Genomic DNA, 23284 nt, shown 5'->3' with positions numbered 1-23284 from the left:
CTTCACACCTCGCTCCACAAGGGACGGTCTCGTAGGGTGGGCAAAGGCGCGTTAGCGCCGTGCCCACGTCATCGGTATCGTGGGCACGCTTCCGCCTTCGCTCTTCGAGCTACGGCGGACAAATCGCTTTGCCCACCCTACGAGATCTCTCCTCCGTCCTTGCTGAGGAGACGGTCATCGGAAATCGGGTGGCGGGGTGAACGTCGGATTGCGAAGGTGATTGCCATGACAATGACCGCTCGAAAATCAGCCCCATCCGCCGCCGACCCCGCCGCCCATGTCGACACCCTCGACTGGCCCCAAATCTCCGCCGAACTCGACTCCCAGGGTTGCGCCGTCCTGAAAGGCCTGCTGACGCCGGACCAATGCCGGGCCGTCGCCGCGCTCTATCCTGACGACGCGCACTTCCGCAGCCGCATCGTGATGGGCCGCCACGGCTTTGGCCGCGGCGAGTACAAATATTTCGCCTACCCGCTGCCCGATCTGATCGCGCAGCTGCGTCCGGCGCTTTATGCCCATCTGCAGGGCGTTGCTAACAGCTGGAACGAGGCGATGGGGATCGACATCCGCTATCCCGCCGCCCATGCGGCTTTCCTCGAGCGCTGCCACGAGGCGGGGCAGGCGCGGCCGACGCCCTTGCTGCTGCAATATGAGGCCGGCGATTTCAATTGCCTGCATCAGGATCTCTATGGCGAGCACGTGTTCCCGCTCCAGGTCGCGATCCTGCTGTCCGAGCCCGGTCGCGATTTCAGCGGCGGCGAGTTCGTGCTGACGGAACAACGCCCGCGCATGCAGTCCCGCGCCGAGGTGGTGCCGTTGGCGCAGGGCGATGCGGTGGCCTTTGCCGTGCATCACCGCCCGGTGCAGGGGACACGCGGCACGTACCGCGTTAACCTGCGCCATGGCGTCAGCCGGATTCGCTCCGGACAGCGCCACACCGTCGGTGTGATCTTTCATGATGCCAAATGAGTGGAACGATTGACGGGTGATCTGTTCGACACTGTCGCTGAAGCACAGCCATCGCGCGAAAAAATCGCCGACGGCGCCGTGCTGCTGCGCGGATTCGTCCAGCCGATCGAGCGCGAGTTGATCGAAGCCGTGCGCGCCATCGTGGTGCAGTCGCCGTTCCGTCGCATGACCACGCCCGGCGGCCATCTGATGTCGGTCGCCATGACCAATTGCGGCGAGCGCGGTTGGATCACCGATCACACCGGCTATCGCTATGATCCCATCGATCCCAAGACCGAGGCGCCGTGGCCCGCAATGCCGCCGGTGCTCCGCGATCTCGCCCGCGGCGCCGCGGAGCAGGGCGGCTTCCAAGACTTTGCGCCCGATGCGTGCCTCGTCAACCGCTACGAGCCCGGCACGCGGCTGTCGCTGCATCAGGACAAGGACGAGCTGGATTATTCGGCGCCCATCGTCTCGGTCTCGCTCGGACTACCCGCGATCTTCCTGTTCGGCGGCCTGGCGCGCGCCGACAAGCCGCGCCGCTTCCGGCTGGTCCATGGCGACGTCGTGGTCTGGGGCGGCCCGTCAAGGCTGGCCTATCACGGCGTCGCGCCGCTTGCGGAAGGCGAACACGCGCTGCTCGGGCGGAAACGGATCAATCTGACCTTCCGCCGGACGCGTTGACGTTTACGGCTTCGGCGGATGAATGAACGCCCACGGGCTCACTTCCGAATCCCGGGTCACCTCGACCGAGATCAGATACGGGCCACCATGGCCAAGCGCCTTCTCCATCGCCGCCTTGAACTGGTCCGGTGCGGTGACGCGCGCGGACGCGACGCCGAAGGATTCCGCGAGCTTGACGAAATCCGGATTGACGAGATCGGAGGCCACCACGCGGCCGTCGAACCGTTCGCGCTGGTCGCGGCGGACATTGCCGTAGGCGTTGTTGTTGAACACCAGTGTCACGACGCCGATGTTGAACTGCACGGCGGTGGCAAGCTCCTGCACGCCGAACATGAAGCCGCCGTCGCCGGTGATCGCCACCACGGGCTTGTCAGGGTTGGCGACCTTGGCGCCGAGCGCGGTCGGGAAGCCGGAGCCGAGCGTGCCCTGATAGCCCGAGGTGATGAAGGTGCGCGGCTCGTAGATCGGAAAGCCGTACCAGGAGGCGAAGCCGAACTGCGACAGCTCGTCGGTCACGATCGCATTCGCCGGCAGCACCTCGCGCAAGATTTCGAGATACGCCATCTGCGGCTGGATGCGCTGGATGTCCTGTTGTGCGGTCGCGGTGGCCTCCCGGATCGCGGCGCGGCGGCCGGCGGTCTTGCTGTAGCCTGCCTTGCTGACGGCAGCAGCGAGATCCGCGGTCGCAGCCTTCGCATCGGCGACGATGGCGGTGTCGGAGATGAAGCGCCGCATCTCGACGGGATCGATGTCGATGCGGATGCTCTTCAATCCGTCCGGGCGATAGGGCCAGCGCGACATGGTCGGCAGCTCCAGTCGCGTGCCGATGCCGATCATCAGATCGGTCTTCGCCCATAGCTTGTAGGCGGCGGCCATGGTCAGGCCGAGCTCATGCGCGTTGGAGACGATGCCGCGGCCGCTGCGGAAGGCGACCACAGGCGCATCGATCATCTCGGCGAGCTCGAGAATCTCCTCGCGTGCGTCGATTGCGCCGCTGCCGACGAAGATCATCGGCGCCTTGCTGGTCCTGATCAGTGCTGCGGCCTGCTTGATCATGTCGGGATCGGGCTGCGGCGCCGGCAGCGGCTCCAGCACCTGCGCGGCAGCCGTGTCGGCGCGCTGGGTAAAGATGTCCCAGGGCATTTCAACGGAGGCGGGGCCGCGCCGTCCCGATGTCATCTCCTGGAAAGCACGCGCCACGGTCGTCGGCGCATTGCCGGGATGTTCGATGCGATCGGCCCATTTCACATAGGTGCGCAAGGTCGCAAGCTGGTCCGGCATCTCATGCAGATGGCCGCGGCCCTTGCCGAGAAACTGCGTCGGCACCTGGCCCGTCACGCACAGCACCGGCTCGTTGCAGCCATAGGCGGTGAGCAGCGCCGCGCTGGCGTTGAGGACGCCTGGGCCGGGCACCACGCTGAACACGCCGGGCCTGCCGCTCGCGCGCGCATAGCCGAACGCCATGTAGCCACAGGCCTGCTCATGCCGCGCGCCGATCACCTTGAGCTGGGCCTGGTGGAAGGCGTCGAACAGGCCATAGACCTGCGCGCCGGGAAGGCCGAACACGGTATCGACGCCATGGGCGACGAGCCCGCTTACGATTGCTTCGCCGCCGGTGAGGGTGGTCATTGCATCATTCCATTCGAGTTGTTGGTCAGGCTTCGTCGACGACGCCGTTGCGTAAGGATCCGATGCCCTCGGCCGCGACCTCGATGACGTCGCCGGGCTTCAGGTATCGCGGTGGATCGAACCGCGCGCCGGCGCCGGTCGGCGTGCCCGTGACAATGATATCGCCGGGGACCAGCGTCGCGAAGGTCGAGATATAGCTGATGAGGTAGCGGAACGGGAACATCAGACGGCTGGTGCGGTCGTCTTGCCGCAGCTCGCCGTTGACATGCGTGGTGAGACGAATGTCGGCAATTTGTGCTTCCCGGGTGTAGGGCACGAGCCACGGTCCGAGGCTGCCGCTGGAATCGAAATTCTTGCCCTGCGTGACGTTGAACTTGGCGTGGCGCAGCCAGTCACGCACCGAGCCTTCGTTGCAGAGCGTCAGCGCGGCAATGTGGTCGAGTGCAGCGCTCTCCTTGATGTGCCGCCCGGGCTTGCCGATCACCAGCACGATCTCGCCTTCGTAGTCGAGCTGCGCGGATGCGCGCGGGCGCACCAGCGGCGTGTCGTGGCCGACGAAGGAGCGCTGGCTCCGCATGAACATGCTCGGATATTTCGGCGCCTCCTGGCCGTCCTTGTACTCGGCATTGCGGTCGGGATAGTTGACGCCGATGCAGATGATCTTCTCCGGCGCGGGCACCGGCGGCAGCCATGTGATCTCGCCGAGCGCGTGAATCGGCGTGCGGCCCGCGGCCTCCTCGGCGAGGCTCACGAGCTTGCCGGCTGCGATGACCTCACGCAACGTCGGATAGTCCTTTGCGTAGCGCGCAGAGAGATCGACGATGCCGCCCTCCAGGACAGCGCCGTAGCGGGTTTCACCCTTGACGGAATAGGTGGCGAGGCGAGGGAGTTTCATTGGTAGTCTCTCTTGTCGTCCCGGCGAAAGCCGGGACCCATACCGCGTGATCTATCGATTGTGTTCGCTAGGTGTACCGGACCACGAGTCATCGCCAAACTCCACCCTGTGGTTATGGGTCCCGGCTTTCGCCGGGACGACGGGCTGAGAGTTCATCGCCACATTAATCCGCCACCAGCACGTCGGCCACGAACTTCGGCTCACGCACGGCCTGCCCTGAGAACGGCGAGCCCTGCTCGAACCAGGAGCGCGGCGCGGGCGCGCCCCATAATGTCTGGCGGCGCGGATCGCGCAGCGACCAGCGCAGCGGCTCGTGGTCGTGATCGCCCGTAAAATAGTCGCTGGTGTAGAGCTCCAGCCGATGGCCGTCGGGGTCGCGCACATAGAGGAAGAACGCGTTCGAGATGCCGTGGCGGCCGGGGCCGCGCTCGATATTCTTCACGAAGCCCGCGGAGGCCATGACGTCGCAGAGATGGATGATGTTCATCGCCGTCGGCGTCCAGTAGGCGAAGTGGTGAAGGCGAGGGCCCTTGCCGTTGGTAATCGCGAAATCGTGGACATTGCCCTTGCGATGCATCCAGGCGGCCGCGATGCGCCCCTGCGGACCGTCCTCCTCGGCGTATTCGGTGAGACGGAAGCCGAGCCGCGCGTAGAAGTCGACGGTGTCCTGCACTTCGGCGGCGAAGACGTTGAAATGATCGAGCCGCTGCGGATGGCAACCCTTGTAGAGATCGAAACGGCGCAAGAGATGCGGCCGCCGGTCCATCGACGCATAGAGCTCGATCTGGAAGCCGAAGGGATCGGTGAATTGCAGCGTGCGCCCCTGGAACGGCTGATCGGCGAAGGCGTAGGCGAGGCCGATCTCGGACAGGAACTTGGCGGCCTTGTCGAGATCGCCGTCATTGCCGACCTTGAAGCCAAGCCTGTTACAGGCGGGCACGGCGGCTTTGCGCAGCACCAGCGAGTGATGCTGATGCTCTTCGGCGGCGCGCAGGTAAACAACCTTGTCGTCGGCGTCCTCGACATGCAGGCCGACAACGGTCTCGTAGAACGCGCGGCTCAGCTTCAGATCGGTCACGTCGAGTACGACGTGGCTGGAGCGGATGATGTTGAACGGCGGCTCGAAGATGTGTTGCGGTACGGGCATTGCGTTTCCCCTCGGAACGACGAACGTCAAATTCCCAGTTTCTGAATCTTGTGAGTGCCCCGCGCCAGCGAGACGTGCTTGGTTTCCATGTAGAAGTCGAACGAGTAATCGCCGCCGTCGCGGCCGATGCCCGAGGCCTTCATGCCGCCGAACGGCGTCGGCAGATGGCGGACGTTTTCCGAGTTCAGCCAGATCATGCCGGCCTCCAGCGCGTCCGCAACGCGCAGCGCACGGCCGACATCGTTGGTCCAGACATAGCCGGTCAGGCCATAGCGGATGTCGTTGGCGATCTCGATCGCGTCCGCCTCGTCCTTGAAGGGCAGCACGGTGAGGAAGGGACCGAACACCTCTTCCTGCGCCACCCGCATCTTGCCGCTGGCGCCGGTCACCAGCGTCGGCTCGACATAATGTCCGCCGCCCGGGCCGTCATAGGCCTTGCCGCCGACCGCGATGGTCGCGCCGTCCTGGCGTGCGACGTCGAAGTACGAGCAGACCTTTGCCAGATGCCGCTCGTGGATCAGCGGCCCGATCTCGGTGGCGGGATCGAGGGGGTGGCCGACCCTGAGCGCTTTGACGCGCGCGGTCAGCTTTTCGATGAACTTGTCCGCGATGTTTTGCTGGATCAGCAGGCGGCTCGAGGACGTGCAGCGCTCGCCATTGAGCGAGTAGATCATGAACACGACCGCATCGAGCGCGCGGTCGAGGTCGGCGTCGTCGAACACGATCACGGGGTTCTTGCCGCCGAGCTCGAAATGCACGCGCTTCAGCGTCGGTGCGCCCTGAACCATGATCGCCGATCCCGTCGCGCTTTCGCCGACGAAACCGATCGCCTTGATTGCGGGATGCTCGGTCAGCGCCTTGCCGGCCTCTTCGCCGAAGCCATGGACGGTGTTGAGCACGCCGTCGGGCACGCCGGCTTCCTTGACCAGCCGGGCCAGAATGGACGCCGTCACCGGCGACCACTCGGCCGGCTTGTGCACGACGGTGCAGCCCGCCGCCAGCGCAGGCGCGATCTTCCAGGTCGAGAGCATGAACGGCGTGTTCCACGGCGTGATCACGCCGACGGGGCCGATCGGCACGCGCGTCGAGATGTTCCAGTGCTCATCGCTCGGCGTGTTGAGGCCGTCGCGCGCCTCGGCGCATTTGTCGGCGAAGAAGCGGAAGTTCTCGGCGGCACGGATCGCGGCCTTGGCCATGAAGCGATAGGCCTGGCCGGTGTCGATGCATTCGAGCACGGCGATGTCTTCGGCATTGTCCTCGATCGCATCGGCAACGCGATGCAATAGCTTCTTCCGCATCGCGGGACCCATGTCGCGCCAGGACTTGAAGGCGAGCGCCGCGGCGGTCGCGGCGGCGTCGATGTCCTCGGCATTGCCGCGCGCGACGCTTGCGAGCGTGGCGCCATCGACCGGCGACTTCGTCTCAAACCTCTCGCCCGAGATCGAGGGCACGATCTTGCCGTCGATCATGTGGCCGATGCCGTCGGCGCCGAGCTTCTTCAGCAGCGGCGCGACGCGCTCGCGGTTGGCCTGGAAGACGTCGGCTTTTGGTGTGGGCTTATCCATGGGCGGCCACCACTTTCAATGCGTCGTGGATGTTGTTGCGCTTCCAGCTGGTGTCCTTGTCATTGATCTGCATGTCGAACGACAAAGCGAACTTGCTGGCGGCGAAGACGGGATCGAGATGTTTTGAAAGCGCCTGGAAAACGTGCTCGCCGGCCTTTTGGCGTGTGGCGAGGTCGCGGCCTTCGCCGATGCGCAGCAGCATGTCGAGGAAGCCGTAATCGTGCTTGTTATCCGCGACTGCGTAGTGCTCGCAGCGGATGGCGCGGACGCGGATGCCGCCGAGCGGGAAGATGCCGGTTTCGACCGCGGCCTTGCGCACCACCTCGCAGACGGCGCCGATGTCGAGACGGCTGTCGAGATTGGCCGAATATTCGATCGTGAAATGCGGCATGGCGGTTTCACTCCCTGTGTATTCTTGTTGCTTTCTAGGCGAAGTAGCAGCTGACCGAGCCGTAGGCGCCATAATCGGCTTGAATTGTGTCGCCCTTGCGGGTCTCGATCGGACGGATGAAGGAGCCGGCGAGCACGACCTGGCCGGGCTCCAGCGCGAGCCCCAGCGGCGCGATCTTGTTCGCGAGCCACGCAACCGCGGTCGCCGGATGATTGAGCACGCCGGCGGCAAGGCCGGTCTCTTCGAGCTGGCCGTTCTTGAAGCAAAGCGCGCCGATCCAGCGCAGGTCCGCGTCGAGCGGGCGGATCGGCCGGCCGCCGAGCACAATGCCTGCATTCGCTGCATTGTCGGCGATGGTGTCGTAGATTTTTCGCGTGGCCTTGGTCCTGGGATCGACGCGCTCGATCCGCGTGTCCAGAATCTCCAGCGCCGGCACGACGAAGTCGGTGGCGTTGAGCACGTCGAACATCGTGCAGTCGGGGCCTTCGAGCCGCTTGCTCATGACGAAGGCAAGCTCGGCCTCGACGCGCGTCGCGATGAAGCGCTCGGTCGGGACGATCCCGCCATCGGCGAAGAACATGTCGTCGAGCAGCACGCCGGAATCCGGCTCGTCGATGTTGAGCGCGCTCTGCATCGCCTTCGAGGTCAGGCCGATCTTGTGGCCTTTGACGAGGCGTCCTTCGCCGATCTTGATGTCGACCCACGCCTTCTGAATCGCGTAGGCATGGGCGATGGTGATGTCGGGGAAATCCTGCGAGAGCTGCCGGATCTGCACACGGGTCTTCTCCGCCTGGTGCAGACGGTTCGCGCAAGCAAGGATATCGTCGTTGGAAAGCGCCATTGGTGATCGACCAAATTTGTGGTGCCCGGAAATACTTAACATGTTAAGTGAATGCGTCAAACAGAATCTGGGCTTGCTGCACTGCAAACGTTTTGCGGTCTGAAGGGGCGGCTTTGAAAGGGCGACGTTGAAAGGTCATGATGGCGAAGAGACCGGCTGATCCTACCAACGGAAGTGCGACTGCCGCGCGCCAGGTGCCGATGCGCGACTTCTCGCGCTCGTTGCCGATGTCGCTGCTGCGGGCACGCGAGGCGGTGATGCGGCAATTTCGCCCATCGCTGCGCGAGCATGGCCTGACCGAGCAGCAATGGCGCATCCTGCGCGCGCTGGCGTCGATCGAGGCCGCCGAGGTCACGGAACTCGCGCGCACCGCATTTCTCCTCGGGCCGAGCCTGTCGCGCATCCTGCGCGATCTCGAGGCGCGCCATTTGATCGAGCGCAAGACGGCGAAGACGGACCAGCGCCGCAGCATGGTCTCGATTTCGAAAGAGGGCGTGAAGCTGATGGCCTCCGTCGCGCCGTCGTCGGAAGCGATCTATGCCGAGATCACGCAGCGCTTCGGCGCGCGCAAGCTCGCCGAGTTGCAGGAGATGCTCGGCGAGTTGGAATCGTGCCTCGCTTCCGCGGATGCGCGTGACGAGATCACGGACGATGCGTGACGGCAAATTTGCATGATGACGTTCCCGTCACGCATGACTGTCATCATTGCATAACGCGTGGGCAGTGCTCGCGACGCGAATTGCGTGAAAAGCCTGGAAAAAGCAGCTGAGAATAGATCGCCGCCGCAGGTGTTAATCACCATCGGGGCGTGAACTCTCCGTACTTAGTCGATGGCGTCTCAATATCAATTTACTCACGCCGGTAGAATCCGTAAGTAGCATCCGGCTCTGTATTCAGAAGCCAAACAAAGAAGGGCCGACAAGGATGCCCGGCCCCAGGGAGGAATGTATGAGACTGACGAGACGCGACTTCGCTGCCGGAATTGCTGCCGGCATTGCCGCGCCATACCTCATCAAGAGCGCAAATGCGCAGGGCGCCACCATCAAGATCGGCATGTGCGCGCCCGTCACCGGTCCGGCCGCTGAATCAGGCGGGTACGCCATCAAGGGGGCCAAGCTCGCGCTCGAGGCCGTCAACAAGGCCGGCGGTATCCTGGGAAAGCAGGGCGAGCTGATCGTCGAGGACGACCAGACCACCAACCCCGGCATCGTGCTCGCGTTCTCAAAACTCGCCGCGCAGTCCGACATCGTCGGCTTCCTCGGCTCGATCCGTTCGACCCAGGTGCATGCGATGGCGCCCGACGTCATCAAGCTCGGCAAGCCCGTGATGATCGGCGGCACCGATCCGAATCTTACCCATATGGGCAATCAGTGGCTGTTCCGCTGCCGTCCCAATGACAGCTATTCCGGCCGCGTCATCGCAGAATACGGCGTCAACACGCTCGGCAAGAAAAAGTGGGCCGTGCTGCACTCGACCGACGCCTTCGGCACGGCCGGCGGCAAGGCGCTGACGGCCGCGCTGGAAAAGCTCGGGGCCCCCTCGGTGCTCGATCAGGGCTACGCCAACCAGAGCCAGGACTTCACGCCGGTCGTGCTCGCGATCAAGCAATCGGGCGCCGAGATTCTCGGTTCCTACTTCACCTTCGAGAACGACCTCGGCATCTTCGCCCGCCAGCTCCGTCAACTCGGCGTGAATATCCCGTGGGTCGGCTCGCCCTCGATCGTCAACATCACCGCGCTGAAGCTGGCCGGTCCCGCGCTCTACAACACCTATGGCGTGGCCGACTATGCCGAGGATTCCAGCGAGGGCTCGAAGGCGTTCGGCAAGATCTACCGCGACGCGGTCAAGGTCGCGCCGGACAACCAGAGCTCCTGGACGTTCGATGCGGTCAACGTCTTGGCTGCCGCGATCAACAAGGCCGGATCGACTGATCCCGGCAAGATCCGCGAAGCCATCCTGGCGACCAAAAAGTTCGCCGGCGCCGAAGGCGAATACAATTTCGACCAGAACGGCGATGGTCTCCACGGCTACAACATCGTGAAGAACGACAAGGGCAATATCGTCTTCGACAAGCACATCGAGTTCAACGACTGACGTTCTCGCGACCTCCCCGATTCCGGTCGGGGAGGTCGATACGTCATTCGGTGGACTACTCTGACCTCCAACAGAAGCTTGTCATGGATCTCGCCCTCCAATTGCTCTTTACCGGCATCGGTATCGGCGCCGTCTACGCGCTGGTCGCGCTCGGCTTCGTGCTGATCTTCCGTGCCACCAATGTGGTGAATTTCGCCCAGGGCGAATTCTCCATGGTCGCGGCCTATCTGATGGTCGTCGCGGTCGAAGCCGGTCTGCCCTATTGGGCGGCCTTCATCGTCGCGCTGCTCGGCATGGCGCTGCTCGGTGTCGTCTTCAATCTCGGCGTCTATTATCCGCTGCGCCACCGCACCTATCTGCCCGTGATCATCGCCACCATCGGCGCCTCGATCCTGCTGGCGAATTCCGTGCTCGCGATCTACGGTCCGCAGCCGCAGGTGCTGCAGGGCTGGTTCGACACGCCCGGCATCCAGCTCGGCCCGGTCTATCTCGACAGCCAGTATCTGCTGATCATCGGCGTCACGATCTGCCTCGTGATCTTCAACTTCTGGTTCTTCGAGAAGACGCTGCTCGGCAAGAAGCTGCAGGCGACCTCGCAGGACAAGGAGATGGCCTCGCTGCTCGGCATTTCCGTCTCGACCATGATCATGATCACCTTCATCTATTCGGCGGTGCTCGGTGGTCTCGCCGGCATCCTGGTCGCGCCCGTGTTGTTCGTCTCGATCCAGATGGGTTCGACCATCGGGCTGAAGGCATTTGCTGCCACGATTATTGGTGGGTTCGGCGACGTCGCCGGTGCCATCATCGGCGGGCTCGCGCTCGGCGTGATCGAGACCTTTGGCGCGGCCTATGTCTCGGTGCCGTACAAGGACGGCTTCGCCTTCCTGGTGCTGATCGCTTTCCTGATCTTCCGGCCGCAGGGCATCTTCGGCGAACGCGTGGCGGAAAAAGCATGAGCGCCCCCAGCGACAACATGCCGATTCCGGCGCCCGCCATCCACTCGAAGCCGCTGCTGCTCCGGCACCTGCCGTATTTCATCGGCGCGGCGATCCTGGTCGCACTCGCCGCGACCATGCGCTTCGACGGATACGTCCACAACATCCTGCTGCAGGCCACGACATTCGCGATCGCGGTGTTCGGCCTCTCTGTCGTGCTCGGCCTGTGCGGCCAGATCAACCTGGCGCAGGCCGCGTTCTTCGGTCTCGGCGCTTACGCGGTCGGCATCGGCACGACGGACCTTCATGTCAGCTTCTGGCTCTGTCTCGTTGGCGGCTGCCTGATCTCGCTGCTCGCCGGCGCCTTCCTCGGCATGTCGACCTTGCGGCTCGGCGGCCATTACCTCGCCATGGTGACGATCTCGTTCCAGCAGATCGTCACCCTGGTCATGATCAACGCGATCTGGCTGACGCATGGACCCGACGGCGTCCCCAACATCAAGCGTCCGGAGCTGTTCCAGTCGTCGCAGAGCTATCTTGCCTTCTGCGTCGCGATGCTCGCGATCGTCGGCTATCTGGTCTGGCATCTCGCCGATACCAAGCTCGGCCGCGCCATGCGCGCGGTGCGCGACAACGAGCTGGCGGCCGGCGTCAACGGCATCGACGTCTTCCGCACCAAGATCTACGCCTTTGCGCTCTGTGCACTGCTCGGCGGTCTCGCGGGTGGATTGTTCGCCGGCGGCTTTGCCTATGTCAGCCCCGATCAGTTCTCGTTCGCGGAATCGATCGTGTTCCTGACCATGTCGCTGCTCGGCGGCGTGGCCTCGCCGATCGGCTCTGCGATCGGTACGGGCCTGCTGATCCTGATCCCGGAATGGCTGCGCTTCCTCAAGAGCGTGCCGGGCCTGTACCTCGCCATCTACGGCCTGTTCGTGATCCTGATCATCCGCTTCATGCCCGACGGCATCTGGGGCTTTGTCGCCGACGCCTTCACGCGCTGGCGTGCCAAGATCAAGGCCACGCCGGCGGCGGCGGCCCTCCAGCTGAAGCCGGCCAGCGTCGGCGGCGACATCGTGCTGGAAGTCACTGGTCTGTCGAAGCACTTCGGTGGCCTCAAGGCCGTCGACGGCGTCGATATCGCCGTGAAGCGCGGTGGCGTGCATGCGCTGATCGGGCCGAACGGCTCCGGCAAGACCACGACGCTCAACGTGCTCTCGGGTCTCTACGTGGCGACCGCAGGCAAGATCGTGCTCGACGGCACCGACATCACCCACATGCCGCCGCATCAGCGCACGGCATCGGGTCTCGGCCGCACTTTCCAGAACATCCGCTTGTTCCGTTCGATGACGGCGCTGGAGAATGTCGAGATCGGCGCGGAACAGCCCGGCAACACCATGGTCGGGAAGGGCGACGACGCGTTGACCGAACGCGCGATGGAGGCGCTCACCTTCGTCGGCCTCGGCAACCGCGCCAACGAGCTGATCTCGAGCTTCTCCTACGGCCATCAGCGCCTGATCGAGATCGCGCGCGCACTGGCGTCGAATCCGACGCTGCTGCTGCTCGATGAGCCCGCGGCCGGTCTGAACTCGACCGAGAAGCTCGAGCTGCACGAGCTGCTCAAGCGCATCGCAGCGCAAGGGCTCACCATCCTGATCATCGATCACGACATGACGCTGGTCTCGGAAGCCGCCCAGCACATCACCGTGCTCAACTTCGGACGCCGCATCGCGGATGGCGAATCCATGGCCGTGCTGCGTCATCCCGACGTCGTCTCCGCCTATCTCGGGAGCGAATGATGCCGTTGCTCGAAATCCGCAACCTCGTGGTGCGTTACGGCGAGATCGAAGCGCTGCGCGGCGTGACCTGCGCCGTGGAGCAGGGCCAGGTGGTGACGCTGCTGGGCGCCAACGGCGCCGGCAAGTCGACGACCCTGCGCGCCATCTCCGGCCTTGCAAAACCGACCTCCGGCGACATCGTGTTCGACGGCAAGTCGATTGCGGGCCTCGGCCCGGAAGCGATCGTCCGCATGGGCATCAGCCACGTGCCGGAGGGACGCCGCGTCTTTCCGGGTCTGACGGTGAAGGAGAACATCATGCTCGGCGCGTCCAATCGCCGGGCCGCGACCTCCGAGATCTCGCGCGAGGCGGATGCGATGTTCGATCTGTTCCCGGATATCCGCAAGTTCAGCAACGCACTCGGCTGGACGCTGTCCGGCGGCCAGTTGCAGATGGTGGCGGTTGCGCGCGGGCTGATGGCCAAGCCGCGGCTGTTGCTGCTGGACGAGCCCTCGCTTGGGCTGGCGCCCGTCATCGTGCAGGCCGTGTTCAAGATCATCTCCGAGATCCGGCGCAATACGACCGTGCTGCTGGTCGAGCAGAACGCGCGCATGGGCCTGTCGGTGGCCGATTACGGCTATGTGCTGGAGACCGGCCGTATCGTGCTCGGCGGCAAGCCCGACGAACTCTGGGGCAACGAGGCGATCCGCGCGGCCTATCTCGGCGGGCATGCCAAGGCGAGCGCCTAGACCGAGGGTTCCGTTCCGGGACACGACCCGGGCGGCTTCCCCTTGCGGGATGACACCCGGGCGGCGATAGTGGCGCCGCCCGCGAGGCCCGCCCCAGTAGGCGAGCGCATAGGTCTTGCGTCATTGCGAGCGTAGCGCGGCGACCCGGTTCGCGGTAACAGCGAGGGGGTGCTGTCGCAGCGCCCGGCGTGGTGACGGCGGTGCAAACAACGCCGTCCAAAAACACGGTCCAAAAAACACGGTCCAAACAACGAAGAAGGAAGGCAACGTGGCGAACAAGGTCAAGGAAATCTGGAAGTCGGGCAAGGCCGTGGTCAACGCGTGGCTCGCTATTCCCTCCGGCTTCTCGGCTGAGATGATCGCGCAATGCGGCTTCGACAGCGTCACCGTCGACATGCAGCACGGCGTGCAGGATTACCTCTCGATGGTGCAGTGCTTCCAGGCCATGGACAAGCATCCGGTCACCCCGATGGTCCGCGTGCCCTGGAACGAGCCCGGCATCATCGGCAAGGTGCTCGACGGCGGCGCCTATGGCGTGATCTGCCCGATGGTCAACACGCCCCAGGAAGCCAAGAACCTCGTTTCCTATTCGAAATATCCGCCGAAGGGCGTCCGCTCCAACGGTCCGATCCGCGCCGGCATGTACGGCACCGCGGGCTCCTATCAGAAGACGGCCAACGACGACATCGTGCTGCTGCCGATGATGGAGACCAAGACCGCGGTCGAGAACATGGAAGCGATCCTCGACGTCGAAGGCCTCAATGGCGTCTATATCGGGCCGTCCGATCTCGGCTTCTCCTACGGCCTCGAGCCGAAGCTCGACCGTACCGAACCGGAGATTCTCGCGATCTACGACAAGATCATCAAGGAATGCGACAAGCGCGGGCTGTTCCCGGGCATCCACTGCAGCGGCGCTGAGGGTGCCACGCGCGCCATCAACATGGGCTTCAAGCTGGTGACCCTCTCGAACGAGGTCGGCATGATGACCACCTACGCCAAGATGCAGGTCAACGCGACCCGCAAGGATTCGGGCGGCAAGGCCTGATCGCTCTCTCTCTCTCTCTTCCCTCTCCCCGTTCTTACGGGGAGAGGGTTAGGGTGAGGGGCCTCTCTCAACACGTACCAGTCTAACGATCGAGCGCGCGGCTTGCCCCTCACCCGGATCGCTGTGCGATCCGACCTCTCCCCGTAAGAACGGGGAGAGGTGAAGTAAGAGACCCAAGGAGACTCCCATGACCATCAGCCCCGTCATCCGCCTGCATCCCGCTGATGGCGTGCTGATCGCGCGCGCGAGCCTGCCGCCGGGGACCGTGGTCGCCGACGGCGTCACCACCGTCGAGCGCATTCCCTCCGGCCACAAGGTCGCGATCAAGCCGATCGCGGTGGGCGAGCCTGTGATCCGCTACGGCCAGATCATCGGCTTTGCCACCCAAGCCATCGCGCCGGGCCAGCACGTGCACGTCCAGAACATCGGCATGGGCGATTTCGCCAAGGACTACGCCTATTGCGCCGACGTCAAGCCGACGCCGAACTTCGACCTGCCGGCGACCTTCGAGGGCATCCGCCGCCCGGACGGCCGCGTCGCCACGCGCAACTATATCGGCATCCTCACCTCGGTGAATTGCAGCGCCCATGTCGCGGGTCTCGTTGCCGACGTCTTCAAGAAGAATCCCTTTACCGGCGACAACCCGCTGGCCGAATTCCCCAATGTCGATGGCGTCGTCGCGCTGACCCACAAGACCGGCTGCGGCATGACCCAGAACGAGCCGCTCGCGCTGCTCCGCCGCACGCTCGGCGGTTATGCGCGGCACGTCAACTTCTCCCACGTCATCGTGCTCGGCCTCGGTTGCGAGGTGAACCAGATCGGCGGCTTGATGGAAGAGCAGAAGCTCGCCGGCCGCCTGCGCGCGATGGACATTCAGGAAGTCGGCGGCACCCGCAAGACCGTGGAAGCCGGCATCGCCTTCGTGCGCGAGGCGCTCGCCGACTCCAACAAGGTCAAGCGCGAGTCCGTGCCGGTGAGCGAGCTCACCGTGGCGCTGCAATGCGGCGGCTCCGACGGCTATTCCGGCGTGTCGGCCAACCCGGCGCTCGGTGCGGCCAGCGATCTCATCGTGCGTCACGGCGGCACCGTCATCCTGTCGGAGACGCCCGAGACCTACGGCGCCGAGCATCTGTTGACGCGTCGCGCCGTCAGCCGCGAGGTCGGCGAGAAGCTGGTCGATCTGATGCGCTGGTGGGACGAGTACACCGAGCGCGAAGGCGCCGAGATGAACGCCAATCCCAGCCCCGGCAACAAGGCCGGCGGTCTCACCACCATCCTGGAGAAGTCGCTCGGCGCGATGGCCAAGGCCGGTACCACCAATCTGGTCGACGTGCTGCGCTACGCGGAGCCCGTGACCAAGCGCGGCTTCGTGTTCATGGATACGCCCGGCTACGATCCGGTCGCCGCCACCGGCCAGGTCGCCGGCGGCGCCAATCTCGTCTGCTTCACCACCGGCCGCGGCAGCGTGTTCGGCTGCAAGCCCGCGCCCTCGATCAAGCTCGCGACCAACACGCCCATGTACAAGCGCATGGAAGAGGACATGGACGTCAATTGCGGCACCATCCTCGAAGGCGAGGAGAGCGTGCAGGAGTGCGGCCAGCGCATCTTCGATCTCATCCTCAAGACCGCGTCCGGCCAGCCGACCAAGAGCGAAAGCTTCGATTTCGGCGGCGCCGAGTTCGCGCCCTGGGTGCTTGGCGCGACGATGTAATGCGCGAGCAGCCCGTGCCGTAGGCACGGTCTGCCCGTTGTTAATGCTTGATCGAGGTCACCAGCGGTGTTCTGCTCAAAAAAGCTGCTGGAGCACCGTACCCCGTGTCGATCTACGTCGCATTACACCACGTCACGCACTACAAATACGACCGCCCGATCGATCTGGGACCGCAGACCATCCGCCTGCGGCCGGCGCCGCACACGCGCACGCCGATCCTGAGCTATTCGCTCAAGGTCACCCCCGCCAATCACTTCGTCAACTGGCAGCAGGACCCGCAGGGCAACTGGCTCGCGCGCTACGTCTTTCCGGAGAAGACCACCGAGCTGAAATTCGAGGTCGACTTCACGACGCAGATGACCGTGGTCAACCCGTTCGACTTCTTCGTCGAGCCCTACGCCGACAGCTTTCCGTTCGAATACCCGAAGGATCTCAAGACCGAACTGGCGCCGTATCTCGAGACCATCAAGCCCGAGCCCGCTTTCGCAAAATATCTCGCCTCGATCCCGCGCGAAGCCCCGAACACGGTCAACTTCCTGGTCGACCTGAACAGGGCGCTGCAACAGAAGATCAACTACGTCATCCGCATGGAGCCCGGCGTGCAGACGCCGGAGGAGACGCTCGCCTCCTGCGCCGGCTCGTGCCGCGACTCCGCCTGGCTGTTGATCCAGACCTTCCGCCATCTCGGCCTCGCCGCGCGCTTCGTCTCCGGCTATCTGATCCAGATCCGTCCCGATATCGACCCGATCGAGGGCCCGCCTGAAGTCGAGAACGATTTTACTGATCTGCACGCCTGGGCCGAGGTCTATCTGCCGGGCGCGGGCTGGATCGGTTTTGACGCGACCTCGGGCATGCTCGCAGGCGAGGGGCACATCCCCGTCGCCGCCACGCCGCATTATCGTTCGGCAGCTCCAATCTCCGGCGGTGCCGGCTTTGCCGAGGTCGAATTCGCCTTCGACATGAGCGTCCGCCGTATCCGCGAAGCGCCGCGCATTACAAAACCGTTCTCCGACGAATCCTGGACGCGGCTCAACGATCTCGGCGAGCAGGTCGACGGCGATCTCGCCGCGCAGGATGTGCGGCTCACCATGGGCGGCGAGCCGACTTTTGTGTCCGTGGATGATCTCGAAGCGGCGGAGTGGAATACGGAAGCCGTCGGTCCGACCAAGCGCGCGCTCGGCGACGATCTGATCCGTCGTCTGCGCAATCGCTTCGCGCCCGGCGGTCTGCTGCATTACGGCCAGGGCAAATGGTATCCGGGCGAGAGCCTGCCGCGCTGGGCGTTCGGTCTGTACTGGCGCAAGGACGGCGTGCCGATCTGGAAGAATGGCGACCTCATCGCCAGGATCGAGAATCCCAAGCGCGCCATGACCGAGGACGCCGAGGACTTCATGGAGGGCACGGCGGCGCGGCTCGGGCTCGATCCCGGCTACATCATTCCGGCCTATGAGGACACCGCATACTGGCTGCTGAAAGAGGCCGAGCTTCCCGTCAATGTCGATCCCTCCGACTCCAAATTGTCCAATCCGGAGGACCGCGCGCGCATGGCGCGCGTGTTCAATGAGGGCCTGCGCAAGCCACGCGGCTACGTGCTGCCGGTGCAGCGCTGGAACGCGCCGCCGCGCTGGCGCAGCGAGCGCTGGCAACTCAGGCGCAATCATCTGTTCCTGATGCCGGGCGATTCACCGCTCGGCCTGCGCTTGCCGATCGGCTCGCTCGGCTATGTCCCGCCCGGCGAATATCCCTACATCGTCGAGCAGGATCCGATGGAGGCGCGCGGCAAGCTGCCGGTATTCACGCTCCCGGAGCGCCCGAAAGCGCCACCGCGGGTCTCGCCCGAGAAGCTCAACACGTCCGTCCCCGTCCGCACGGCGCTGTCGATCGAGGTCCGCGACGGCGTGATCTGCGCCTTCATGCCGCCGGTCGAGCGCATCGAGGATTATCTCGAAATGATCGCGGCGGTCGAAGCCACCGCGGAGGAGATGCAGCTCCAGGTCCATGTCGAAGGCTATGCGCCGCCGTTCGATCCGCGCATCGAGGTGATCAAGGTGACGCCTGACCCCGGCGTGATCGAGGTCAACGTTCAGCCGGCCAGGAATTGGTGCGAGGCGGTCGACATCACCGTCGGGCTCTATGAGGATGCCGGCAAGATACGCCTCGGCGCCAACCGCTTCCTGGTCGACGGCCGCCACACCGGCACCGGCGGCGGCAATCACGTCGTCGTCGGCGGCTCGAGCCCACAGGATTCGCCGTTCCTGCGCCGGCCCGATCTGTTGAAGAGCCTGGTGCTGTACTGGCAGCGGCATCCGTCGCTGTCCTATTTCTTTTCGGGCCTCTTCATCGGCCCAACCAGCCAGGCGCCGCGCATCGACGAGGCCCGCCACGACAGCATCTATGAGCTCGAAATCGCGCTCTCGCACGTCCCGCCGCCGGGCTACCAGACGCCGCTGTGGCTGGTCGATCGTCTGTTCCGGCATCTGCTCGTCGACATCACCGGCAACACCCATCGTGCCGAGATCTGCATCGACAAGCTCTATTCGCCGGATGGTCCGACCGGCCGGCTCGGCCTCGTCGAATTCCGCGCGCTCGAAATGCCGCCGGATCCGCGGATGTCGCTGGCGCAGCAGCTCCTGATCCGCGCGCTGATCGCAAAATTCTGGCGCGAGCCGCAACAGGGCAAGTTCGTGCGCTGGGGCACCGCGCTGCATGACCGCTTCATGCTGCCGCATTTCATCTGGGAAGACTTTCAGGACGTGCTCTCAGAGCTCAAGAGCTCCGGCTATCCCTTTGAGCCGGAATGGTATCTGGCCCAGCTCGAATTCCGCTTCCCCGCCTTCGGTCGCGTCCACCATGGCGGCGTGACGATGGAGCTGAGGCAGGCACTGGAGCCCTGGCACGTGCTGGGCGAGGAGGGCTCGGCCGGCGGTACCGTGCGCTATGTCGATAGCTCGGTCGAACGGCTCCAGGTCAAGGCCGAGGGCTTCGTCGAGGGCCGCCATATCATCACCTGCAACGGCCGCCGCCTGCCGATGACCTCGACCGGCCGCTCGGGAGAAGCCGTGGCCGGCGTCCGCTTCAAGGCCTGGCAGCCGGCCTCCGGCCTGCACCCGACCATCCCGGTCCACGCGCCGCTGACCTTCGACCTGATCGACACCTGGAACGGCCGCTCGCTCGGTGGCTGCGTCTATCACGTCGCCCATCCCGGCGGCCGCAACTACGACACCAAGCCCGTCAACACCTACGAGGCCGAGGCGCGGCGGCTGGCGCGCTTCCAGGATCACGGTCACACGCCCGGGCCGATGCAAGCGCCGCCCGAGGAACGCACAAATGAATTTCCGCTGACCCTCGACTTGCGGACCCCGCTTCTGCAATGAGTATGATGGAGGGGCAGGGAGAGGCGCATGGGCGAGGGCGCGGCACAGGACGACAAGGCGGGTAAGGCGCCAGGACAGCGCGAAAGCCAGCGCGACGGCCAGCGCCGCCTCGCGCAATGGGTCCGCGACTATCGCCGCCTGCCCGGCATTCCCGACGAATTCCTGGGGGCCGACGGGGCCCCGCGCCCGGTCTGGGGCCGCTTCTTCGATGCCTTCGGCGGATTAGCGCCCGACGAGGTCGAGCGGCGCTTCGGCATGGCCGACCGCCACCTGCGCGAGGCCGGCGTCACCTACCGTGCCCCCGGCGAAACCGCCGACCGGCCCTGGTCGATCAGCCATCTGCCGCTGCTGATCGACGAGGCCGACTGGAAGCAGCTCTCCGCCGGCATCACCCAGCGCGCCGAGCTCTTGGAGCTCGTGCTGCGCGACATCTATGGCGAGGGCCGGCTGGTCGCGGAAGGTGCGCTGCCCGCCGGCGCCATCGCCGGCAGCCCCGAATATCTCCGCCCCGTCTGTGGCGTGCCGCCGCCGGGCGGGCGCTACCTCTCGCTCTATGCCGCCGACGTCGGTCGCGGGCCCGACGGCCGCTGGTGGGTGCTCGGCGATCGGACGCAGGCGCCGTCAGGCGCGGGCTATGCGCTGGAGAATCGCCTGGTGCTCTCGCGCGCCTTCTCCGATCTCTACAAGTCGATGAACGTGCCGCGCGTCGCGCCGTTCTTCGAGGCGTTCCGCGACAGCCTTCGGGCGCGCGCCGATCGCGACGAGCCGCGCATCGGCGTGCTCACGCCCGGCAGTTTCAGCGAAACCTATTTCGAGCACGCGACACTGGCGCGCTATCTCGGCTTCCTGCTGGTCGAGGGCGACGATCTCGCCGTCAGCGACAATCGCATCCACATCCGGACCGTCGCGGGGCTGAAGCGGCTCGACGTGCTGCTCCGTCGCGTCGATTCCAACTCGCTCGATCCGCTCGAGCTCGACGCCTCCTCGCATCTCGGCGTGCCCGGCCTGATCGACGTGCTGCGCAAGGACGGCGTCGTCGTCGCCAACATGCCGGGCTCCGGCGTGCTGGAGGCGAGGGCGCTGCTCGGTTTCCTGCCGGCGCTCAGCCGTCGCCTGCTCGGCGAAGAGCTGAAGATGCCGCATATCGCCACCTGGTGGTGCGGGCAGAAGTCGGCGCGCGACGAGGTGTTGTCGCGGCTCGACGAGGTCGCGATCGAAGGTGCCTACCGGCGCGGCGTGCCCGGCTTTGACAGCAATGGCCCGGTGCTCGCAAGCGAGCTCGATGCCGCGGGCCATCAGCGCCTGGTCGACGCCATCAATGCGCGCGGCATGGACTATGTCGGCCAGGAGGTGGTGCGTCTCTCGACCATGCCGGTGTGGGAGCAGGGGCAGCTCACGCCGCGTCCCTTCGTGTTGCGCGTGTTTGCAGCCGCAACGCCGGACGGCTGGGCCATCATGCCGGGCGGCTTCTGCCGGATCGCCGAGCAGCAGGACGCGCGCGCGGTGTCGATGGGGGACGGCGCCCGCGCGGCCGACGTCTGGGTGGTTTCGGAGAAGAAGGTCTCGACCGCGTCGCTGCTACCGGCGACCGACAAGGTCCGGATCCGCCGCATCGCCGGCGTGCTGCCGAGCCGTGCCGCCGACAATCTGTTCTGGCTCGGCCGCTATCTCGAACGCGCCGAAGCGACGCTGCGGCTGGTGCGTGCGCTGGGCTCGCCGAGCGGACCCAACAAGGGCACCGCGGCCTCGCTGCAATCGGCCGAACGCATCCAGCGCCTGCTGGTGACCTGGGGCGCGATCTCGCAGACCTCGCGCGCGGCGCCAAGCCGCATCGTCGCCGAAGCCTTGCAGAGCCCGGACCGTTTCGGTTCGGCGCTGTCGCTGGTGCGTTCGGCGCTGCGCACGGCGACCTCGTTGCGCGAGCGGCTGTCGCCCGATGCCTGGCAGGTCATCACCGAGATGGCCGATCGGCTCTCCTACGAGGTCGAGGACGACGACAGCGTGCTGAGCGCGGCCGAACTGACCTTGCAGGAGCTTGCGAGCTTCGCAGGCCTTGCGCAGGAGAACATGAACCGCGCCGCCGGCTGGCGCTTCCTCGATATCGGCCGCCGCACCGAGCGCGCCATCAACACCGCGCGCTTCGCGCGGCAGTTTGCCTATGACGAGGCCGGCGACGAGGACCTCGACATCCTGTTGACGCTGGTGGATTCCCAGATCACTTATCGCTCGCGCTATCTGCTGGCGCCGATCCTGGCACCGGTGCGCGATCTCGCTGTGCTCGACTGCTACAATCCACGATCGGTCGCGTTCCAGGTGATGACCCTGAACGAGCATATCGCCGCACTGCCAAGCCTGAAGGAGCACGGCCTGATCGAGCAGCCGCAGCGGCTTGCGGTGGCCGTGCAGTCGATGCTCGCCACGGCCGAGGCCGAGAAGCTCGAGGTCAAAACCCTGTTCGCGCTGGAGCAGGATCTGCTGAGCCTCGCCGAAGCGATCGGGCTGCATTATTTCCCGCACGGCCCCAACGCAAGCCGGCCGGAAAAGCTGACGGGGCTGGCGTGATCTACGACATAAGGCACGTCACCACCTACGAGTATGAGAACCCGGTCAGCTTCGCCCGCTGCACGCTGCGGCTCGAGCCAAAGAGCGGGAACGGCCAGGAGCTGATCTCGCACAAGGTCGAGATCCGTCCGCGTCCGTCCGAACGCCACGTCCGCCGCGACTTCTTCGGCACGCTGACCGAGAGCATCGTGATCGAGGCCGCGCATCGCAATTTGCGCATCGACTCGCGCTCGCGCATCTCCGTCGAGCGGAAGCCGCCGGCGCGCGATGCCGCGAGCCCATCGTGGGAGAGCATCCGCGACATCGCGTTCGAGGCGACGAGCCTCGGGCCGTCCTCACCGGTCGGTTATGTCTTTGCGAGCCCGCTGGTGCCGGTGCTGCGTCCGGTCAGTGCCTATGCGGCCGAGAGCTTTGCGTCGGGCGCGGGCATTCTCGCCGGTGCGGTCGACCTCATGCATCGCATCCGCACCGAGTTTCGCTACGACCCCAAGGCCACCGTGATTTCGACGCCGCTCAACGAGGTCTTCGACAAGCGTCACGGCGTCTGCCAGGACTTTGCTCATGTGATGATCGCAGGGCTGCGCGGGCTTGGCTTGCCGGCCGCCTATGTCAGCGGCTACTTGCGCACCATTCCGCCGGCGGGCCAGCCGCGCCTGCAGGGCGCGGACGCGACGCATGCCTGGGTGTCGCTGTGGTGCGGGGCGGAGCTCGGCTGGATCGACTTCGATCCGACCAACGATCTCCTGGTCGCCAACGATCACATCGTCCTGGCGGTCGCTCGCGACTTCTCCGATGTGTCCCCCGTCGACGGCATCATCGTCGGCTCGCCGAAGCAGAAGCTCGGCGTTGCCGTGGACGTGCTGCTGGTGGAGTGACCGTAGTTTCACCGATTCCCTTTTGTGACCGAATACGTCCAAGTGCAGGAAATTTGTTTCACCA

Annotated in this window: 18 protein-coding genes; 12 read left to right on the top strand and 6 right to left on the bottom strand. The window is 65.2% G+C overall.

The window, feature by feature from the left end; all coding sequences use genetic code 11:
- The first annotated feature begins 225 nt into the window (after positions 1-225).
- Both QA645_RS30265 and alkB read left to right on the top strand, forming a co-directional pair.
- Positions 226-969: a 2OG-Fe(II) oxygenase gene (locus QA645_RS30265; RefSeq protein WP_283045003.1), complete on the top strand. Its 744-nt coding sequence runs from the start codon at positions 226-228 to the stop codon at positions 967-969.
- A gap of 9 nt (positions 970-978) precedes the next feature.
- Positions 979-1632: a DNA oxidative demethylase AlkB gene (gene alkB, locus QA645_RS30260; RefSeq protein ID WP_283053420.1), complete on the top strand. Its 654-nt coding sequence runs from the start codon at positions 979-981 to the stop codon at positions 1630-1632.
- Positions 1633-1635: 3 nt separating this feature from the next.
- Here alkB and QA645_RS30255 read toward each other — a convergent pair whose 3' ends face one another.
- The 6 genes from QA645_RS30255 to hpaH all read right to left on the bottom strand — a co-directional run bounded on the left by QA645_RS30255 (position 1636) and on the right by hpaH (position 8100).
- The gene (locus QA645_RS30255; RefSeq protein ID WP_283045002.1) at positions 1636-3261 is read right to left on the bottom strand and encodes a thiamine pyrophosphate-dependent enzyme; all 1626 of its coding nucleotides are present in this window, start codon (positions 3259-3261) and stop codon (positions 1636-1638) included.
- A gap of 25 nt (positions 3262-3286) precedes the next feature.
- Positions 3287-4156, bottom strand: a complete 870-nt coding sequence (locus tag QA645_RS30250; protein ID WP_283045001.1) for a fumarylacetoacetate hydrolase family protein — start codon at positions 4154-4156, stop codon at positions 3287-3289.
- 163 nt (positions 4157-4319) lie between these two features.
- A complete protein-coding gene (hpaD, locus tag QA645_RS30245; protein ID WP_283045000.1) occupies positions 4320-5303 on the bottom strand; it encodes a 3,4-dihydroxyphenylacetate 2,3-dioxygenase in 984 nt (327 codons plus the stop codon).
- A 26-nt stretch (positions 5304-5329) separates the two neighbouring features.
- Positions 5330-6868, bottom strand: a complete 1539-nt coding sequence (hpaE, locus tag QA645_RS30240; protein ID WP_283044999.1) for a 5-carboxymethyl-2-hydroxymuconate semialdehyde dehydrogenase — start codon at positions 6866-6868, stop codon at positions 5330-5332.
- The gene (locus QA645_RS30235) at positions 6861-7259 is read right to left on the bottom strand and encodes a 5-carboxymethyl-2-hydroxymuconate Delta-isomerase (RefSeq protein WP_254130062.1); all 399 of its coding nucleotides are present in this window, start codon (positions 7257-7259) and stop codon (positions 6861-6863) included. The genes hpaE and QA645_RS30235 overlap by 8 nt, the downstream gene beginning before the upstream one ends.
- Positions 7260-7293: 34 nt before the next feature.
- Entirely contained in the window at positions 7294-8100 is an 807-nt protein-coding gene (hpaH, locus tag QA645_RS30230) for a 2-oxo-hept-4-ene-1,7-dioate hydratase (protein ID WP_283044998.1), read from the bottom strand.
- Between the two features lie 140 nt (positions 8101-8240).
- On the opposite strand from hpaH, the gene hpaR reads away from it, so the two are divergent.
- From hpaR to QA645_RS30180, 10 genes are all read left to right on the top strand, one after another.
- Positions 8241-8759 (top strand): homoprotocatechuate degradation operon regulator HpaR, encoded by a 519-nt coding sequence (gene hpaR, locus QA645_RS30225; protein ID WP_254196186.1) that lies wholly within the window; start codon positions 8241-8243, stop codon positions 8757-8759.
- Positions 8760-9048: 289 nt separating this feature from the next.
- Positions 9049-10194, top strand: coding sequence for an ABC transporter substrate-binding protein (locus tag QA645_RS30220; protein ID WP_254130064.1), 1146 nt, complete (start codon positions 9049-9051; stop codon positions 10192-10194).
- A gap of 83 nt (positions 10195-10277) precedes the next feature.
- Positions 10278-11150 (top strand): branched-chain amino acid ABC transporter permease, encoded by an 873-nt coding sequence (locus QA645_RS30215; protein ID WP_283044997.1) that lies wholly within the window; start codon positions 10278-10280, stop codon positions 11148-11150.
- A complete protein-coding gene (locus tag QA645_RS30210) occupies positions 11147-12925 on the top strand; it encodes a branched-chain amino acid ABC transporter ATP-binding protein/permease (protein ID WP_283044996.1) in 1779 nt (592 codons plus the stop codon). Before QA645_RS30215 ends, QA645_RS30210 begins: the two co-directional genes overlap by 4 nt.
- Positions 12925-13653, top strand: coding sequence for an ABC transporter ATP-binding protein (locus QA645_RS30205; RefSeq protein WP_283044995.1), 729 nt, complete (start codon positions 12925-12927; stop codon positions 13651-13653). Before QA645_RS30210 ends, QA645_RS30205 begins: the two co-directional genes overlap by 1 nt.
- 268 nt (positions 13654-13921) lie before the next feature.
- Positions 13922-14698, top strand: coding sequence for an aldolase/citrate lyase family protein (locus QA645_RS30200; protein ID WP_254192693.1), 777 nt, complete (start codon positions 13922-13924; stop codon positions 14696-14698).
- Between the two features lie 187 nt (positions 14699-14885).
- Positions 14886-16409, top strand: coding sequence for an altronate dehydratase family protein (locus QA645_RS30195; RefSeq protein WP_254130069.1), 1524 nt, complete (start codon positions 14886-14888; stop codon positions 16407-16409).
- Between the two features lie 104 nt (positions 16410-16513).
- Positions 16514-19783 (top strand): transglutaminase family protein, encoded by a 3270-nt coding sequence (locus QA645_RS30190; RefSeq protein WP_283044994.1) that lies wholly within the window; start codon positions 16514-16516, stop codon positions 19781-19783.
- Positions 19784-19810: 27 nt separating this feature from the next.
- Positions 19811-22345, top strand: a complete 2535-nt coding sequence (locus QA645_RS30185; protein WP_283044993.1) for a circularly permuted type 2 ATP-grasp protein — start codon at positions 19811-19813, stop codon at positions 22343-22345.
- Positions 22342-23220: a transglutaminase family protein gene (locus QA645_RS30180; protein WP_254192696.1), complete on the top strand. Its 879-nt coding sequence runs from the start codon at positions 22342-22344 to the stop codon at positions 23218-23220. Before QA645_RS30185 ends, QA645_RS30180 begins: the two co-directional genes overlap by 4 nt.
- Positions 23221-23284 lie beyond the last annotated feature (64 nt).

This window comes from Bradyrhizobium sp. CIAT3101 (assembly GCF_029714945.1).
Taxonomy (GTDB): Bacteria; Pseudomonadota; Alphaproteobacteria; order Rhizobiales; family Xanthobacteraceae; genus Bradyrhizobium.
This window is presented reverse-complemented; position numbering and strand designations above follow the sequence as displayed.

Bases quoted from the DNA above. Each gene is read 5' to 3' on its own strand.
- QA645_RS30265 (WP_283045003.1), top strand. From the start codon at position 226: ATGACAATGACCGCTCGAAAATCAGCCCCATCCGCCGCCGACCCCGCC.
- QA645_RS30255 (WP_283045002.1), bottom strand. From the start codon at position 3,261: ATGACCACCCTCACCGGCGGCGAAGCAATCGTAAGCGGGCTCGTCGCC.
- QA645_RS30250 (WP_283045001.1), bottom strand. From the start codon at position 4,156: ATGAAACTCCCTCGCCTCGCCACCTATTCCGTCAAGGGTGAAACCCGC.
- hpaD (WP_283045000.1), bottom strand. From the start codon at position 5,303: ATGCCCGTACCGCAACACATCTTCGAGCCGCCGTTCAACATCATCCGC.
- hpaE (WP_283044999.1), bottom strand. From the start codon at position 6,868: ATGGATAAGCCCACACCAAAAGCCGACGTCTTCCAGGCCAACCGCGAG.
- QA645_RS30235 (WP_254130062.1), bottom strand. From the start codon at position 7,259: ATGCCGCATTTCACGATCGAATATTCGGCCAATCTCGACAGCCGTCTC.
- hpaH (WP_283044998.1), bottom strand. From the start codon at position 8,100: ATGGCGCTTTCCAACGACGATATCCTTGCTTGCGCGAACCGTCTGCAC.
- hpaR (WP_254196186.1), top strand. From the start codon at position 8,241: ATGGCGAAGAGACCGGCTGATCCTACCAACGGAAGTGCGACTGCCGCG.
- QA645_RS30220 (WP_254130064.1), top strand. From the start codon at position 9,049: ATGAGACTGACGAGACGCGACTTCGCTGCCGGAATTGCTGCCGGCATT.
- QA645_RS30215 (WP_283044997.1), top strand. From the start codon at position 10,278: ATGGATCTCGCCCTCCAATTGCTCTTTACCGGCATCGGTATCGGCGCC.
- QA645_RS30210 (WP_283044996.1), top strand. From the start codon at position 11,147: ATGAGCGCCCCCAGCGACAACATGCCGATTCCGGCGCCCGCCATCCAC.
- QA645_RS30205 (WP_283044995.1), top strand. From the start codon at position 12,925: ATGCCGTTGCTCGAAATCCGCAACCTCGTGGTGCGTTACGGCGAGATC.
- QA645_RS30195 (WP_254130069.1), top strand. From the start codon at position 14,886: ATGACCATCAGCCCCGTCATCCGCCTGCATCCCGCTGATGGCGTGCTG.
- QA645_RS30185 (WP_283044993.1), top strand. From the start codon at position 19,811: ATGGGCGAGGGCGCGGCACAGGACGACAAGGCGGGTAAGGCGCCAGGA.